This is a genomic window from Lautropia dentalis (genome assembly GCF_003892345.1).
Lineage (GTDB): Bacteria > Pseudomonadota > Gammaproteobacteria > Burkholderiales > Burkholderiaceae_E > Lautropia > Lautropia dentalis.
Map to the genome: position 1 here is coordinate 571,794 of NZ_RRUE01000002.1, position 15,686 is coordinate 587,479.

General features: G+C 61.6%; 17 protein-coding genes and 1 pseudogene. 10 read left to right on the forward strand and 8 right to left on the reverse strand.

All coding sequences use genetic code 11. The features are described from left to right. Positions 1–280 precede the first annotated feature (280 nt). Positions 281–1,702 (reverse strand): D-arabinitol 4-dehydrogenase, encoded by a 1,422-nt coding sequence (gene dalD / locus EHV23_RS10385; protein ID WP_203228966.1) that lies wholly within the window; start codon positions 1,700–1,702, stop codon positions 281–283. A gap of 552 nt (positions 1,703–2,254) precedes the next feature. On the opposite strand from dalD, the gene EHV23_RS10390 reads away from it, so the two are divergent. The 7 genes from EHV23_RS10390 (at position 2,255) to EHV23_RS10420 (ending at position 6,312) form a co-directional block, all read left to right on the forward strand. Further along, the gene (locus tag EHV23_RS10390) at positions 2,255–2,617 is read left to right on the forward strand and encodes a hypothetical protein (RefSeq protein WP_203228967.1); all 363 of its coding nucleotides are present in this window, start codon (positions 2,255–2,257) and stop codon (positions 2,615–2,617) included. Positions 2,618–2,627: 10 nt separating this feature from the next. After that, positions 2,628–3,158, forward strand: coding sequence for a hypothetical protein (locus tag EHV23_RS15585; RefSeq protein ID WP_203228968.1), 531 nt, complete (start codon positions 2,628–2,630; stop codon positions 3,156–3,158). Between the two features lie 174 nt (positions 3,159–3,332). Continuing rightward, the gene (locus EHV23_RS10400; protein ID WP_125096012.1) at positions 3,333–3,908 is read left to right on the forward strand and encodes an NAD(P)H-dependent oxidoreductase; all 576 of its coding nucleotides are present in this window, start codon (positions 3,333–3,335) and stop codon (positions 3,906–3,908) included. Between the two features lie 16 nt (positions 3,909–3,924). Then, positions 3,925–4,596 (forward strand): GNAT family N-acetyltransferase, encoded by a 672-nt coding sequence (locus tag EHV23_RS10405; RefSeq protein ID WP_125096013.1) that lies wholly within the window; start codon positions 3,925–3,927, stop codon positions 4,594–4,596. A 181-nt stretch (positions 4,597–4,777) separates the two neighbouring features. Next, positions 4,778–5,170, forward strand: coding sequence for a hypothetical protein (locus tag EHV23_RS10410; protein ID WP_203228969.1), 393 nt, complete (start codon positions 4,778–4,780; stop codon positions 5,168–5,170). 3 nt (positions 5,171–5,173) lie between these two features. Beyond that, positions 5,174–5,701 carry a hypothetical protein gene (locus EHV23_RS10415; RefSeq protein ID WP_203228970.1) on the forward strand — a complete coding sequence of 176 codons (528 nt, stop codon included), beginning with the start codon at positions 5,174–5,176 and terminating at the stop codon, positions 5,699–5,701. Positions 5,702–5,871: 170 nt separating this feature from the next. Then, a complete protein-coding gene (locus EHV23_RS10420) occupies positions 5,872–6,312 on the forward strand; it encodes an alpha/beta hydrolase (RefSeq protein ID WP_125096014.1) in 441 nt (146 codons plus the stop codon). A gap of 201 nt (positions 6,313–6,513) precedes the next feature. On the opposite strand, the gene EHV23_RS10425 is transcribed toward EHV23_RS10420, so the two are convergent. The 5 genes and pseudogenes from EHV23_RS10425 to EHV23_RS10445 all read right to left on the reverse strand — a co-directional run bounded on the left by EHV23_RS10425 (position 6,514) and on the right by EHV23_RS10445 (position 12,900). Then, positions 6,514–7,041, reverse strand: coding sequence for a Rossmann-fold NAD(P)-binding domain-containing protein (locus EHV23_RS10425; RefSeq protein WP_125096015.1), 528 nt, complete (start codon positions 7,039–7,041; stop codon positions 6,514–6,516). Between the two features lie 116 nt (positions 7,042–7,157). Further along, a complete protein-coding gene (locus EHV23_RS10430) occupies positions 7,158–7,853 on the reverse strand; it encodes a hypothetical protein (protein WP_125096016.1) in 696 nt (231 codons plus the stop codon). 509 nt (positions 7,854–8,362) lie between these two features. After that, positions 8,363–10,651 (reverse strand): hypothetical protein, encoded by a 2,289-nt coding sequence (locus EHV23_RS10435; RefSeq protein ID WP_125096017.1) that lies wholly within the window; start codon positions 10,649–10,651, stop codon positions 8,363–8,365. Between the two features lie 536 nt (positions 10,652–11,187). Beyond that, positions 11,188–11,985, reverse strand: a pseudogene (locus tag EHV23_RS10440) (mannitol dehydrogenase family protein); the annotation flags it as partial. 6 nt (positions 11,986–11,991) lie between these two features. Then, complete coding sequence (locus EHV23_RS10445) at positions 11,992–12,900, reverse strand: EamA family transporter (RefSeq protein WP_203228971.1); 909 nt, start codon at positions 12,898–12,900, stop codon at positions 11,992–11,994. Between the two features lie 151 nt (positions 12,901–13,051). Between EHV23_RS10445 and EHV23_RS10450 the strand changes: the two genes are divergently transcribed. Then, positions 13,052–13,606, forward strand: coding sequence for a MarR family winged helix-turn-helix transcriptional regulator (locus EHV23_RS10450; RefSeq protein WP_125096018.1), 555 nt, complete (start codon positions 13,052–13,054; stop codon positions 13,604–13,606). A 4-nt stretch (positions 13,607–13,610) separates the two neighbouring features. Here the strand turns inward: EHV23_RS10450 and EHV23_RS10455 are convergent, their stop codons facing one another. Beyond that, entirely contained in the window at positions 13,611–14,018 is a 408-nt protein-coding gene (locus tag EHV23_RS10455; RefSeq protein ID WP_125096019.1) for an alpha/beta fold hydrolase, read from the reverse strand. A gap of 220 nt (positions 14,019–14,238) precedes the next feature. Then, complete coding sequence (gene pptA, locus EHV23_RS10460; protein ID WP_125096020.1) at positions 14,239–14,469, reverse strand: tautomerase PptA; 231 nt, start codon at positions 14,467–14,469, stop codon at positions 14,239–14,241. 110 nt (positions 14,470–14,579) lie between these two features. Here pptA and EHV23_RS10465 point away from each other — a divergent pair, with 110 nt between their 5' ends. Beyond that, complete coding sequence (locus EHV23_RS10465) at positions 14,580–15,230, forward strand: LysR family transcriptional regulator (RefSeq protein WP_125096021.1); 651 nt, start codon at positions 14,580–14,582, stop codon at positions 15,228–15,230. Positions 15,231–15,261: 31 nt separating this feature from the next. Continuing rightward, a complete protein-coding gene (locus EHV23_RS10470; RefSeq protein WP_125096022.1) occupies positions 15,262–15,651 on the forward strand; it encodes a VOC family protein in 390 nt (129 codons plus the stop codon). Positions 15,652–15,686 lie beyond the last annotated feature (35 nt).

Here is a 15,686-nt window from a genome sequence, read left to right on the forward strand (position 1 = left end):
GGTACAGCTACCGGATATTACACACCGACTGGTGTGCAAAAGACGATGGTGCGGCCGAGGCGGAGCAAGGAAATGGTCTCTTTCACCGAAAATTCATGATGCGAAGGAAGGATAGCGCAGTCGCAGGGGCAGGGCAAACCAGTGACCTCCCCTGAAAAAATGGCCACAGTATCCCGAAGGATGCCTGTGGCCATATGTCTCATGGGAGACCGCACTTCCGCGTGATGGCGCGTGATACGTCAAACAGGACAGCGTGCCTGGTGGAACACACGTGTGCGTATCAGCCCTGCGGCAGCACTTCCTTCTGCACGCGCACCAGTGCCTTGCGCACGGCTTCTTCCAGACGCCGGTCGCCGGCCAGCTCCTGCCACAGCAGGCGGTCTGCCACCAGCGCCTTCACCGGGTCGTCGGCTTCGACGATGGTGTGGGCGGCGCGCGGGTCCATGCTCTGGTCGTGGTATTCGAAGGGCAGCTTGCCTTCGTGCCAGCGGGTCAGGAACACCAGGAACATCGCGGGCAGCATGGCCACGGCGTCGATGGACTGGTCCTGCTTCAGGCGGTCACGGATGGTGGGCAGGATGAAGCCGGGGATTTTCGAGAAGCTGTCGGCCGTCACGCGCTGGTTGGTGTCGCGAATGGCGTCGTTGCCGAAGCGTTCCAGCACCTTGTCGCGGTAGGCGGGCAGGTTCACCGGGTTGCCGGCGCCGGACAGGCAGGGAATGACATCTTCGGTGGCATAGTCGTAGGCCAGCTTGCGCACCACGGCGTCGCGTGCGCCTTCATGGATGTAGCTGTGGCCGCGCAGTGTGCCACCCCAGGCAATGCAGCTGTGCGCCGCATTGAGCAGGCGAATCTTGGCTTCTTCATAGGGGTCGACGGAATCGACCAGCTCGGCGCCCACTTTTTCCCAGGCGGGGCGGCCGTTGGCGAAGCTGTCCTCGATCACCCACTGGATGTAGCTTTCGGAGCCCAGCGCGGCGTTGTCGTCACGGCCGGTCTTTTCCTTCACGCGGGCCTTCAGCTCCGGTGCCGGACGCGGGGTGATGCGGTCCACCATGGCGTTGGGGAAGCTCACGTTGGCGTCGATCCAGGCCAGAATGTCGTTGTCACCGATGCGGCGGCAGAAATCGCGCAGGCCGCCGCGCACGCGGTCGCCGTTGTGGCGCAGGTTGTCGCAGTTCTGCAGCGTGATGGGGCCGGCATCGGCCGCCTTGCGGGCACGCAGCAGGGTCACCAGCGCTCCGTAGATGGTCTGGCCGGGTTCGCCCTTCTTCACGCGTTCGATGTCGGCCTGCAGGTCGGCAAAGCCGGTGTCCAGTTCGCCGTTTTCCAGCAGATAGTAGCCGGCCTCGGTGACGGTGAAGGAAATGATGCGGGTGGCCGGGTCGGCGGCCAGCTTCGTGAGGGTCCTGAGCTGCGCATCGTAGGGCAGGACCTGGTCGATGGCGGTGATCCACTCGTACTCCACGGTGCCGCTGGGATCGATGGTTTCCAGCGTGAAGTTGCCGTTCTGGGAGGCCAGGGCATCCAGCAGGGCATTGGCGTCGGCCCGGATATTGGTACCGACGAGCTGCCAGCTCGTGTCACCCTGCTCCTTGAGCCGCTGCAGGTATACCACCTGGTGGGCGCGGTGGAAGTTGCTCAGGCCCAGGTGCAGGATCCGGGCGGGCTGGCTGTTGGTCGGGGCTGCGGCTTCGTTCATGGTGCGGCGTCCTCTGTCTGTTGGGTGGGAGGAGAGACTGCAGGTGCGGCAGGCGCAGGGGGCCGGGCGCAGGATGCCTGGGGCCGGGTGTCGCGCCGTCGCGGGTATCTGGCAAGTTTAACGATGTTTTGCGTCGTCAACCGGAATGCCCGGTTGTTGCGGGGTGCCGGGGATACGGGCAGCGGGGGTTGAATGGTGGGTATTCATGTGCGTAATGGAGAGTGTCGGGGCGTGCGGGAAACGCTGGCACCATGGGCAGGCCGGCATTCAGGAGCGTGATGGGCAGGTGCGCGGTGGGGCTGAGCTGATCTGGTCGGGGTGCGCTGCCCGGGGTGCGTGATGCGCAGGAGGGCGGAATGGTGTCGGGCTGGTTCTGTGGATAGGTCATTTGACTTAGGCCAGATGGCTGGGGAGCGCAGGGTTGCGTTCCGGTAGCAAAGTGGCTGGGGTAGGATGGACGTCTGCTGTCTGTATGCACTGCGCCTTCTGATTTCTGGATGGGATGGTTGGCAGGTATCTTCTGTGAACTGTTGCGTTTGATGGAGTGTGGATATGATCAATGGACTTGACCCGGCGAAGCATGAACCGGCGGTGATGCTGGATGCCTGTGTTGTGCCTGGTGTCACGCATGGAACGTATGTCCGCCCGGAACCGAAACGGTATCTTGATCCGCATGAACGGGAGATTCTTTTCAGGGAAGGCGGAATGAATGCGGTCTACGCGGCAGAGTCGGGCGCCGCTGATGAAGCAGGGGACGCAGATGCGTCATGGGCATGGCTTGCCATGGGCGAGTTGCCTGCCGATGTGCTGCTTTTCTGGAAGCGGCGGCGTGGGGCTGCATTCATTCGCAAATGGGGGTTCTCCACACGGCACGCCGATGCTGTCTATGGCCCGGGCTGGCTGGATATGGAATGATCGAACAGCCATGAACAAAGACTATCTCGATTCCATTGATCGGGCCATGGCCCGTGAGCGGGCTTTTATGTTGGCCATGCAGGAAACAGCGCTTGCTGGTCGTTTGCTTGGCGTGCGTCGGCAACTTGGAAGTCTGGTCCGGAATGTGTCATGTACCGATGACCTGCCCCAGATGATCGCCAGCGAAAAACTGATCGTCGAGCGCGACCTCGAATTCCATGCCAACAGCAAGGGAATGGTGTCCAGTCTGACCACGGCGCTCAACGAAATCCGGGCTATCGAACAGCACATCACCATGGTGGATGACCCCGTGCAGTACCGGGTGGTGAACCGCGCCTATAGCCTGCCGAAAAACTGTCGTGCCGGGCTGCCTATGGACGAGGCGCGGCAGGCACTGGCCAGTCATCAGGCCAGACTGGGGAACATGGACAAATCCCGGCTGGACGATGAAGAGAAGGGCATCATCGATGCGAGGCGAGCGGTGATGCAGGCGGCTGGTCGACTGTATGCTGCACGCCAGTCGGCTGTTCTGGGTGTTTGATTGCGGTTGCAGGGTGCGGCGCTATGCTGCTCCCCTTCATACGTGACTGGCGTGCTGATCCGAATGGTTATGCGGTCATGGCCAGTGATCAGGGAACATGGGTTGGGTTCAGGCGGCGGGTCTGCTATTCTGGGAGACATGTTTCATGACAGTTTCCAATGACCGGAGGAAGCAATGAGCACCACCATCATCTATGCCCACCCCTACGACAAAAGCTTCAACCACGCCATTCTGGAACGGGTGCAGGAGCTGCTCAGGGAAAAGGGCGAGACCTGTAAATTGATCGATCTCTACAGGGACGGCTTCAATCCGGTCTACACGAAGGAGGAGCTGGCGCTGTTCAACAAGGGTGAGGCGCTGGACCCGCTGGTAAAGCAGTATCAGGAGATACTGGTCAATACCCGACGGCTGATTTTCATTTTTCCCGTCTGGTGGGCGGACATGCCGGCCATCGTCAAGGGCTATCTGGACAAGGTGCTGCTCAAGACCTTTGCCTATGTGGAGAAGCCGCCTACCGGTATTCTGCAGGGGCTGCTCGATCTGGATGAGGCGCTGGTGATCAGTACGTCAACGGCCCCCACCTTCTATCTGCGATATTTCTGTGGCAACACCATCGGCGGCGCCATGCTGGGCCATACCCTGAAGGGGGTTGGTGCAAAGCGGCGGCGCTGGGTGAACTGCGCCCGGGCCAACAAGACCACGGATGCCAAACGCAAGGCGTTTCTGGAGGGGCTGGCGAAGTACATCTGAATGAGGGGGGTGATGTGTGAGTGAGCAGGATCTTTGTGTCGCCCCCGCAGGGCGGCACGATCTGGATGCCGTGGCCAGCCTGCTGGCACGGGCCTTTGCGGAGGATGTCCCGATGCGTGCATTCTTCCGGGGTGAGGGGCCGGTTGCGCCGGAGCGCCATGTCGAGGTCTTTCGCGGCATGTTGCTGGAGGGACCGCTGGCATCGGGTACGGTGGATGTGGTGCGGGACAGTACGGGAGGCATTGCTGCGGCTGCCGTGTGGCATGCGCGAGGTGCATCATGGCATGGGGTGTCCGGGCTGCGGCGGCTGGCCGATACGCTGCATGCACTTGCATGTTACTGGCGCGGGATGGGCGCTGGCGGGCTTGGCCACGCGATGATGCTGCAACGGGCCATCGATGCGTACGCGCCATCTGCCCCCTATTGGTATCTGAAGGTGATTGGTGTGGACCCGGACCGGCGTGGACAGGGGCTGGGCGGGCTGCTGCTGTCACATCGGTTGCGTATGGCCGACGAGGACGATTTGCCGGCCTATCTGGAATCGTCCTCGCGGCGCACGGGAGCGCTGTACAGGCGCCATGGATTCGTGCCGGTGCGCAGCATCACGCCATGGGCAGGAGGACAGCCATGGGCCATGTGGCGGGAGCGGGTGTCGTTGCGGGGGGATGGGGTCATCCATTTGGCCTAGGCCAGATGGATGCGTGTGGCAGATTTGCCTTCTGCGCTGCAGGGGGATGAGGCAGGATGACCTCCCGTACGCTTCTCGTTGCCTGCAGACGGGGTTGCCATGTAAGGCAGGTCGATATTTTGTCTGGCAGGAGACGGGTATTTTTGGTCCAGTCTGGTAAAAGACTGATGTGATTTCGGCGATGATCAGTATGGATGTGATGAAGAATGTGGTGCCGGTGATGCGTGAGCCAGCTCCGGTGCAGGAAAGTGCAGTACAGGGTGGCTCCCGCGTGTCGGTGAGTCCGGAAATTATCTTGAATCGCCCGGAGCCAAAGCGCTATCTGGATGCCGACAAGCGCGATGCGCTGTTCAGGGAAGGCGGGATGAATGCCGTGTGTCTAGGCGAGTCTGGTGCGGCTGACCATGCGGGGGATGAAGAGGCATCATGGGCATGGCTGGCCATGGCCGACTTGCCGGCCGATTCCCTGGCTTTTCTGAAAAAGCAGTATGGGGCCTCGTTTATTCGGGAGCGGGGATTTTTGACGCACCGGGCAGAGCAGGTTTATGGGTCTGATTGGCTGGACAGGGTGTGATTCATGAAAGACAGAATGCTGGACGCCATCAATCGCGCGATGGTGCGCGAGAGAGGGTTGATGCTGGCCCTTGGTGAAACAGCCTTTGCCAGAGCGCTTCAGGAAGAACGCTTGTCCATGGAGCGTCTTGTTCGGAACGTTGCTTGCGGAGATGATCTTGTCCAGATGATTGCCAGCGAACGCATCATCGTCGAGCGTGATCTGGAATATCATGCCAACAGCAGGGCAATGGTGAGCAGTCTTACCACGGCGCTCAACGAAATTGGTGCCATCGAACAGCACCTGGGCATGGTGGATGATCCGGTGCAGTACAAGGTGGTGAACCGCGCCTACAGCCTGCCGAAGAACCGTCGTGCGGGGTTGCCGTTCGATGAAGCGCGTCAGGCCCTGGCCAGCCATCAGGCCAGGCTGGGTAACATGGACAAGTCCCGGCTGGACGATGAAGAAAAGGGCATCATCGACGCACGACGCGCTGTGATGCTGGCAGCCGGACAGCTGTATGCGGCGCGACAGACAGCCAGTCTGTCATGAGTTGCGTGTCTGGACCAGGACTTTTGCAGAGGCTCCCCTGCCTGGGGACGATCCGGAGCGGCCAACAAAACCGGCCAAACGCAGCGCGCCTGTTTGTTGATGGGAGGGTTCTGTTAGCAACAACGGCGCCGATGATGGATGCGGAAGGCCGCTACAAGGCAAAACAGGCCATGAACCTTCAGCGGTGGGCGGATGCGGAAAGTGGAACGACCGCCCACACGGCTGCCGAAGAGCACCTGCCACCGCCTGCCAGTCACAACGCCCAGACGCCGAAGTTCGTGCGTGAATACGCCGACTACTACAAGACCCCCCGCGGCTACCATCCCCGGTCGGTGAACTCCAACACCGGCTGGTCCAGAACTACGCCGCTGGCCTTCATCAACATGCCGTTGCTGCAGCGTGCGGGTGAACTCAAGGCACCAGCCCTGATCGTGCATGGTGAGAAAGCACACTCTCGCTACTTCAGCGAAGACGCCTTCAAGTCGCTGGGAAGCCAGAACAAGGAGCTGTTCCTCGTCAAGGATGCCTCCCATGTTGATCTCTACGACAGGCAGTCCGGCAAGATCCCCTTCGACAAGTTCGAGCAGTTCTTCAGAATAAACCTGAAGTGATCCATCCTGAGCCTGAGCGCGGCCATGTGCATGTCAGCATCATGGCCGTGACAGGCCAGGTCTTCCCGTCAAGGCAGGATCGTCGCGATGCATTCCTATCCCATTGACGAATACATTCCCGCCGACAGCACGCTTTTCGAGGAGATCCACCGTATCGTGACAGCGAACGCGCCAAAGCTGGCGCCTCCATTCTGCCGTCTCCTACCCCAGCAGCCCGCGGATGTCACTCGGCGCAAAGATGCGATGTACGGGCTTGTCACGGGCAGCAGCATCCAGCGCTGCGGTCAGCATCGCCTGCGCCAGCTGTCCCACAGGCAGCGGTTGCTGGCTGCGCAGCAGGCCTAGAGCGTTCAGGCCGCGCAGTATTCGGGCGCTCCAGATTTCCACCGGCCGGTTGCTGTTCGGGCGCAGCAGCAGGGGTGGGCGGAAGATCAGCAGGTGCCGGAAATCCAGTTCCGTTACGGCCTGCTCCAGCGCACCTTTCATGCGCGGATAGAAGAAGCGTGATTTGGCGTCGGCACCGGCAGCCGACATGAGGACCAGCGTGTGCGTGCCGTTGCGCCGGGCGGCGATGGCGGAGTCCAGCGTGGCCTGGTAGTCGATTCGCCATTGGGCGTCCTGGCTGCCGGCATCCTTCAGCGTGCTGCCCAGGCAGGCAAAGAGCACGTCGCCCCGCATCTGTGCGGCCCAGTTCCCGGGCTCGGTGAAGTCGATGACGTGGGCTTTCATGAGAAGGCGTAAGCAAGGGGATCCGGCACTGTATCCCATTTCTCTGGTCCGGCTGCCCAGGTGTGGGGTAGCCGTGACTCGTGTGTGTGCTGATGGGGTGTCCGGGCAGCGTGCATCTATTGTCCGGTGGTCTTCGACTGCCAGTGATCGATGAGGTAGCCATGGCCAGGCTGGCGGCTGTTCTCGGTGCGGGTGTGGATCCGTATCCTGTTCACGACGTGCTGGCCCTGGTAGACGAGGGGGGCGGCGGGGGTCCTGGGTATCTGCCACAGTGTGCAGGTACGGCGCAGGTCCGGTCTGAAGAGCCGGGCCGTCAGGCAGATGGCGAAGTCACGGGAAGCCTTTCCTCTGACAAGGCTGAGCTGCACCGAAGGCCTGCCTTGGTCCGGTGTCTGCGCAAGTGTCCAGGTATGCAGGGGTTCATTCCAGCGCAGGCGGGCATTACGGCGAATGCTGAAGTCGGCCGGCGAGAGCATGGATTGGGTGACGGCGCTTTCCGTTTCCTGGTTTGCGGTGGCCGGAAAGACGGTGAGCTGCAGGTGTCGATCCAGTCGCAACAGCTCGGTGTCGGCGGCCGTGCTCCGGATATCGTCAGGCAGCCCTTGCGCCGAGGTGTGCAGCTGCAGTTCCACCGTTTCATACTTCAGGCCGTAGCTGACGGGCCGGGCTGGATAGGAGCGGATCCGATAGATGGCCCAGCTCGATCCGGCGCTGCTCTCTTCCGGGATGATGCGCTGATCCACCACCATGTCCGGAATGGACCAGCGGTTGTCCTGCCTCTTTCCATTAGGCCAGGAGGCGTTCCAGAGCACGGCTGAGGTCGGATGTTCCTGTTGCCGGCCGTGGGCGTCCGCCTGGTTGGTCGAGGTCTGCAATGCCCTGGCCAGAACGTCGCCGCGCAGGCTGTCCTCGGAGAGAGGGGCGTCGTTAGCCTGAACGTTGCTGTTGGCAGTCTCCGTCGACGATGAACGGGTCGTGACGGTATTGTCAACGCGCTCGGTGCTCCGTGCCGTGCTGCCGTCCGTGTTTGCTTGGGAGGCATCGGCTGCGTCGACCGATGTGAATGGCGCCGTGCCTATGCAAAAGAACACGTCGGCCCAGGCCGCCGCCTCCGCGCGGCCGAATGCTTACGATGACTGATCGGAGAATTCCAGTCTGCACCGCTGTCGTGTCGTGCGCATGGGTTACAGCCTGTTTGGTGAAGGCAGCGCTGCATGCCAAGTTGATGACGTGGGGGAGTGCAGCAAGGGGGCGACCCAGTGGGGGCCCAGCGGCTAAAGGCCCGCCCCCATGACCGGCGTTTTTGCCGGATGTAAATCACTTACTTCGCTGCCGGATTGCTGCGCCAGGTGCGCGTCACCGGCTGGCCGTTATCGCCGGGGCGCGTATCCGTCACATAGCTACTCACGCGTTCCAGGGCCTGGCCATGCTGCCATCCGGAAGGCACCACGAAAGTCGAGCAGATATCGCGGTTCAGGTCACGGGTCCGGCTGGGCAGGGCTGCCGTCCAGCAACGAGTCACCTGATTGGCCTCGGGACCGGGTTTCAGGGACATCTTCACGGTCAGCGGCTTGCCATCCTTCTGGCCCTGCCAGGTCATCAATGTCCCGAAGGGAACCAGCGAGTCATGGTGGAAGCCCTTCTGCCCGTCAACCGATGCCAGCACGCCCTCGATGCGATGGCTGGGGCTGTGGTCGTTGGGGTTGTCAGCGGGCGGGACATCGATGTATGTCTTCAGTTCGTTGGGCAGGAAGATCACCTGCTTGCCGCTTTGCGTGCCGGCGCGTAGCTTCAGCGACATCTCCAGGTGCTCGAATGAGGGTGTCGCGTTGTACCAGTTACCAACGCCTGCTTCCAGTTCGTGATAATAGGTTCCTTCTGCGGGGACATAGTTGTCGGCGGCGGGACGGGGACCGAAATTATCGGCCTGGCTGTTTTCCCAGAGCTTGAGGCTGTCCGGATCAGGGGCCTTATCGATGAAGGCGCCGGTGGGGCTGCTGGCAGCCTTCAGACGACCGTTGTCATCATTGAAGCCGTAGTCCTCGTCCGGCAGGGAGTCGAAGGAGGCAGACAACAGTGCACCACTGATGCCTCGTTCGTTCATCGGTACATCCGTGGTTCCGTCGACAATCCCTTCGGCGCGGTAGTTGGCGGTGCTCCAGGTGTCGGTGCTGCTGGATGTACCGGAAATGACGCCATCGCCGTTGTATGCCGGCTCGCGTGTTTCATGAACCACCTGCTCACCCAGCTTGACGAGCGCATCGCCGGATTTCCAGTTGGCCGGAATGCGCCACGCGCTGCGGATCTCCATGGATTCCGAATCGCCTGCCTTGGCGATGCTCAGCGTCAGCAGGAAGGTGTCCGGCCCATCAAGAAGACTCATGTCCAGTTCGGCGACATACGCCCGGTCTTCGGTCTCCCATGTCTTGAAACTTCCGCCGCGGTAGATCCGCTTCTCTGCCGACAGCTGCGTGGCGGAGTTGTCCGGTCGCCCCCCGGGGCTGACGGCACGGAACATGAGGGGCTTCCCCTCGTTGAGACCCGCCTGCGTGAATCGCAGGATATTGCCGATTGTCAGTGCCTGGCCGGCGGCAGCCTGGTCACTGGACAGGCCCAGCTCCCATGTGGCGGCGTTGAAAGCGGCCTTGCCGGTCTGGCCGGGCTGGGCTTCAGCATGTGCACGATAGGTGTACGGCTGCTGGAATGCACTGTCGGTCGACGGCTGAATGCCCACATCCAGCTTCAGCAGGGGCTGCGGGTCCTCACTGGCCAGTTTGGGCTTCGTGAGTTCAATGCCACCCTTTTCCGTGGGAATCAGCTCGCGGGTCGCATCCGTGGCAGGGGCCTGGTCCTTGGCGGCTGCATGGTCCAGCAGGGCTGCCAGGACCACGTCCGAGCGAATTTCACGGTCATCGACCAGTTCACCCAGTGCAGCGGCGGGTGTTGCGGCAGGCGTTGCAGCAGGTGTTGCGGCGGGTGTTGCGGCGGGTGTTGCAGCCGGTGTTGCAGCCGGTGTTGCAGCCGGTGTTGCAGCGGCTGGCGCTGCGTCCTGGGTGGCTGCTGCCGTGTCGTTTGCCGGCGTTGGGGTGGTTCCTGGGGCAGCGGTTGTAGCGCCAGCGGCAGTCTCGGTTGCCGTGGTGCTGGCCGATGGTGTGTTGGCACCCGTGGTCTCTGTCGCGGAGGTTTGGGTGGACGGCGTGCCGGCAGCAGGGGTTCCGGTCGCAGCGGCGTTGGTCGGTGGCGTGGCAGCAGTCACGGTCCCCGTTTCAGAGGCGATCGTGGTGGGCGTGCTGTTCGTCGAGGGATCGGCTGCGGGGGCAGCATTGCCGGCAGAGTCAGCACTCGGGCGCGTGCTCTCGTTGCTTGAGGTATTGCTTGCCGGGCTGCTGGAAAGAGCAGCTGTGTCGGCTTTCTGTGTCAGCTGGGCAGGCTGTCCGGCATCACCCGATCCACTGCCGCCGCAGGCAGCCAGGGACAGCATCATCAGCAGCGCCAGTGGGCGACCGGGGTGACGGCGTGCAGGCGACGTGATGGGTGTGTGGAAGCATTCGTGAGGCGTACCGGGAGAAGCAGAGCTGGGCGAAGATGGAAGGAATGTGCGTATGGACATGAGTGATCCTTGGCGGCTGTTAACGATATGGAGCCTGGCGGAAGGTCGCCAGCGCCGAAGGTCACTGTAGAGCGGTGCGTCCGGGCACTTCGTAGAACACGGAAAGGCTGGATGTATTTATCGGACAACGTTTTCATTCAGGCATGTGTGTGCACGCATACGTTCCGTGTGCACGCTTGCACGAATGGGCCTGAATGTATTTCACATGTTCGAGATCCTGCATGATGTCTGCCTGGAGAACGGCAGATTGTTGGTCATGCCTTGCAACGATGGTTGCAAAGAGTTGCATCCGGGCATCGGCGCTCCCCATGAAATTGGGTGGTACGCACAGACTTCACAGTGCTGCATGCAGCCGGTTCCCGTTGTCTGGAGCCATCTGTGGAAGCCTGGATGACGGCGTGCCGATAAAAAAGCCGGCTCCCGGGAAATGACGGGGGACCGGTTTCTTCAGGCTTGCAAATCAGCAGACTGTCGAAAAGAAGGCAGTCTGTCGGCTGCGCGCCATGCGGCACACCATGGTGCGTTCTGTCTGGGTATCAGCCCGGAATCACGTCCTTCTGGACACGTGCCAATGCCTTGCGCACGGCAGCTTCCAGGCGGGCGTCGCCGGCCAGTTCCTGCCACAGCACGCGGTCGGCACACAGGGCCTTCACCGGGTCTTCAGCCTGCACGATGGCGTGCGCCGCCTTCGGGTCCATGCTCTGGTCGTGGTACTGGAAGGGCAGTTTCTCTGCATGCCAGCGCTTCAGGAACTCCAGGAAGAGGGCGGGCAGCACCGCCACCGAATCGATGCTCTCGTTGCGGGCCAGCCGGTCGCGGATGGTGGGCAGGATGAAGCCCGGGATCTTCGAGAAGCTGTCGGCGGTGACGCGCTGGTTGGTGTCACGGATGGCATCGTTGCCGAAGCGCTCCAGCACCATATCGCGGTAGGCTGTCAGGTCCACGGGATTGTTGGGACCCGACAGGCAGGGGATCACGTCGTCGGTGGCGTAGTCGAAGGCCAGCTTGCGCACCACGGCATCACGCGCGCCTTCATGGATGTACTCGTGTCCGCGCAGTGTGCCGCCCCAGGCAATGCAGCTGTGGGTGGCATTGAGCAGGCGGATCTTCGCTTCTTCGTAGGGATCGACCGAGGCCACCAGTTCGGCGCCTACCTTTTCCCAGGCGGGGCGGCCAGCCGCGAAATTGTCCTCGATGACCCATTGCAGATAGCTCTCGGAGCCCAGGGCGGCATTGTCGTCGCGTCCGGTGGCGGCCTTGACGCGTGCCTTCAGCTCCGCCGGCGGGCGCGGCGTGATGCGGTCGACCATGGCGTTGGGGAAGCGCACGTTGGCGTCGAATCAGCTGTCGTGGCGGGACAGGGATGTCGAGGTCGTTCCTGTCCGGGGCATCATCGCCCGCTGCACGCCGATGATGGACAGCAGCACCAGCACGAAGCCGACCAGGGCACGGCCGCCCAGCTGCTCGTTCAGGAACACCCAGCCCAGCACGAAGGCACACACGGGGCTGAGGGGGCCCAGCGACGACACGATGGCGGGCGGCAGCCGGCTGATGCCCCGGAAATACAGCACGTAGGCCAGCACCGCGCCCACCAGGCACAGGTACAGATAACCGCCCACGTTGGCTGCCGTGAAGTGCTCGGGCCAGGGCTCCAGCATCAGCACCACCGGCAGCAGGCATAGCCCGCCCAGCAGCAGCTGCCAGCCGGTGTAGGCCAGGACCGACAGCCCGTGCTGAAAGCGTGCCGAGAAGAAGATGCCCGTGGCCATGGAGGCCGATCCGGCCAGCGCCGCGATGATGCCCAGCGTGTCGAAATGGGCCTGCGGTGAATACACCAGCAGCACGATGCCCAGCACCCCCAGTGCGGCCGAGGCCCACGCCATGATCGGTGGCTGCTTCCTGCCCACCCACCATGTCAGCACCAGGACCATCAGTGTCTGCGTGGAATTGAGGATGGCAGCCAGCCCGCCCGGCAATCGATAGGCCGACACGAACAGCATGGCCTGAAAGAAGGCAATGTTCAGGATGGACAGCACCAGCAGCCACCCCATGTCCCGCCAGCGTGGCCATTCCCGTGTCCAGGCCAGCAGCAGCAATCCGGCCGGAAGCACGCGCAGCAGTGCGGCGGTGAACGGCCGGTCGGGTGGCAGGAATTCGGTCGTGACCAGATAGGTGCTGCCCCAGATGAGTGGGGCCAGCGCCGTGGTGAGGATCACCATGAGCGGGCTTCCCCGATGCGTGTCATTCATGGCGTGCGTGCGCAAGGGCGTGCTGTCAAGGGATGAGTGACATCCTATGCTGCAGTTATCTTGATGTCAAGATAAATACTGAGCCCATCCGCCTGTCCTGCACACGCGGCCGATATACTGTTCACCGTCCCGCAACGCCCAGGCTTTCACCATGTCCAACGTCAAGGTATCCGGCTCGACTGGAGCGCCGGTTCCAACATCCACACCCGACGCCGTGGATCACATCGTCGCCCAGTGGCAGCGGGAAATGCCCCCGCTCGCATCCGAAAACATGATCCTGTTTGGCAGGCTGAAGCGCTGCACGGCACTGCTGCAGGCCCGGCTGGAAGCGGTGTTTGCCGAGCACGGGCTGAACACGGCGTCTTTCGACGTACTGGCCACGCTGCGCCGGGCCGGCAAGCCCTATAGCCTGACGCCCACGGCGCTGTTCGAGTCATTGATGGTCACCTCCGGCACCATGACCAATCGCCTGCAGCGCCTGGAAGAGAAGGGCCTGATCCGACGCCTGCCCAACCCGGAGGATGCCCGCAGCCAGCTGGTGCAGCTCACGCCGCAGGGAAAGGCGCTGATCGAGCAGGCCGTGGTGCCACACGTGGAAAACGAGGGCACGGTGCTGGATCAGCTGCCACCGCGCACGCGGCAGCAGCTGGAGGATGGGTTGAAGACGCTGATGAGGGTGTTGGAAGGGCTCCAGCCACCCGAATGAGCCGTTACTGCGGGCCCACGCATGTCGGATGGAAAAAGGACTGGAAGGAGCTGGTGTATCTGGCGGCAGATGGCCCTTCCGGGCATGAGGGCGTCAAGGTACACGCTTCATGCCCGAAGAGAGGCTCACTCAGCATCCAGGAACGGTTCCACGGCATCCCAGACGGCAGGAAAGTTCTGGATGAAAACCGGATGTTCAGTGTTCGGATGACTGAAAGGCTGCCGTCGGACAACATGCGATAAGCAGCAAGCACGGTATCCAGCGGGGCATTGGCGTCGTCTTCGCCGACCACCAGCAGGGTGGGGGCGTGAATGGCTCCAAAGGTTTCCTTGCTGACTTGTGTTTCGTTATATACGGCATTGGCATCACGGAACCACTGCGCTGTCCGCTGTGGTTCGGGGCGAATGACCATCTGTTCACGCCAGTACTCGGGATCTGGCCTTTCGATGTCCTGGAATGTTGCATCGGCCTTGCGGCCACCCTGGATGAAGCCATACTTCCATTCGCCGGCATCGATGGCGACTACCCTGCCGGTACGTCACGCGGGCTTCAAGGGGCTGGGTATCCTCTGGACAAGTCTTCGCGGCCATCGCATCTTCAGAGGATCCCTGGGGGTAATTCATGGAACTGCACTACATGCTGTACTGAGGCTTGCGCAACAGCTTGTCCACGTTCGGTGCAATTTCCGTGTCGAAGACGCTTTCTTTCCAGGCTTCGGCAGGGACTTCGGTATAGGCAATGGTGATGTATTCCTTCGGTGTGTTCAGGCGCTGGCTTGCGAACGTCGTGAGATCGTCCGCGAAGGACTGCAGTTCCTGCTTGCTCAGGCCTTTCGGGTAGCACTTGATGTCGATATGGGGCATGAGAGACTCCTGTGGTCAGGTGATGTTGCTTCAGACAGGTGCATTGTAGGAAAAGCTGTTTTGATTGATAATCCCTAAATTCTTCATCAAGTTTGAAGCGTGGTTTCAAAATGGAATCACTCAAACCTGTCTATGTTTTTGGCGTCATCTTGCGCCAAGGCAGCATGAGCGCCGCTGCTGCGCAGCTTAGAATGACGCCCAGCGCGGTCAGCCAGGTGGTGCGCAAGCTGGAACGGCATTACGGGGTCAAGTTGCTCGCGCGTACCACGCGGAGTCTGACTGCCACCCAGGAAGGGCGGTGCCTGCAGAAGTACGCAGAGCAGCTTCTCGACTGGCATGATGCCGTCGAGCGAGACATGGGCGTCCTGAAGGCTGAGCCCGAAGGTGAAGTACGTATCAGCCTTCCAACGGGCTACAGTGAAACGACGCCATTGAAGCAGGTCGTCTTCATGCTGCGTCAGCGTTGCCCAAAGGTTCGGCTGGTGCTTCTGGAAAGTAATCGTATGGCCGACCTGCATGAGGAGGCAGACATCGCGATACGTGCTGTTCCTATTCCCGAAGAGGGGGACAGTGTGGTGCGTACCCTGGCGGTCTGGAAAACGCTGATCTGCGCATCGCCGGCTTATCTGAAGAATCATCCGATACGTCATGCACGGGATTTGATGCAGGCTCATTGGCTCAATCACAGCAGCCGGGTTCTCCTGCACACCTTCAGGCATCTGGGGTTGCCCGAATGTCCATGGGGGTGTATGATGTACTGAAGTGCAATGAGCGAAAGTCGGCAGATACGCAATGAAACTCGACCATGTCGCGCTCTATGTGAAGGATCTGGAAGGCTCGAAAGCGTTTTTCATGAAGTACTTCGATGCCGTTCCGAACGAGAAATACCACAATCCTCGAACCGGATTGATGACGTACTTCCTGACTTTTGCCGACAGCGGCGGCGCCCGGCTGGAGATCATGACGCGGCCGGAAATGGCCGATCCGGTGCGCCATCCCTTTGCTCTGGGATGGGCCCATCTGTCCATCAAGGTCGGCAGCCCCGAAAGGGTGCGGGCGCTGACCGACCGGTTGCGTTCCGACGGATTCGAGATCGTCAGCGAACCGCGCACGACTGGAGATGGCTACTATGAAAGCTGCTTTCTGGACAAGGAGGGCAACCAGATCGAACTGGTTGCCTGATGGGCGCCTCAAAAATCATGGCGCGTGAAGGCGCA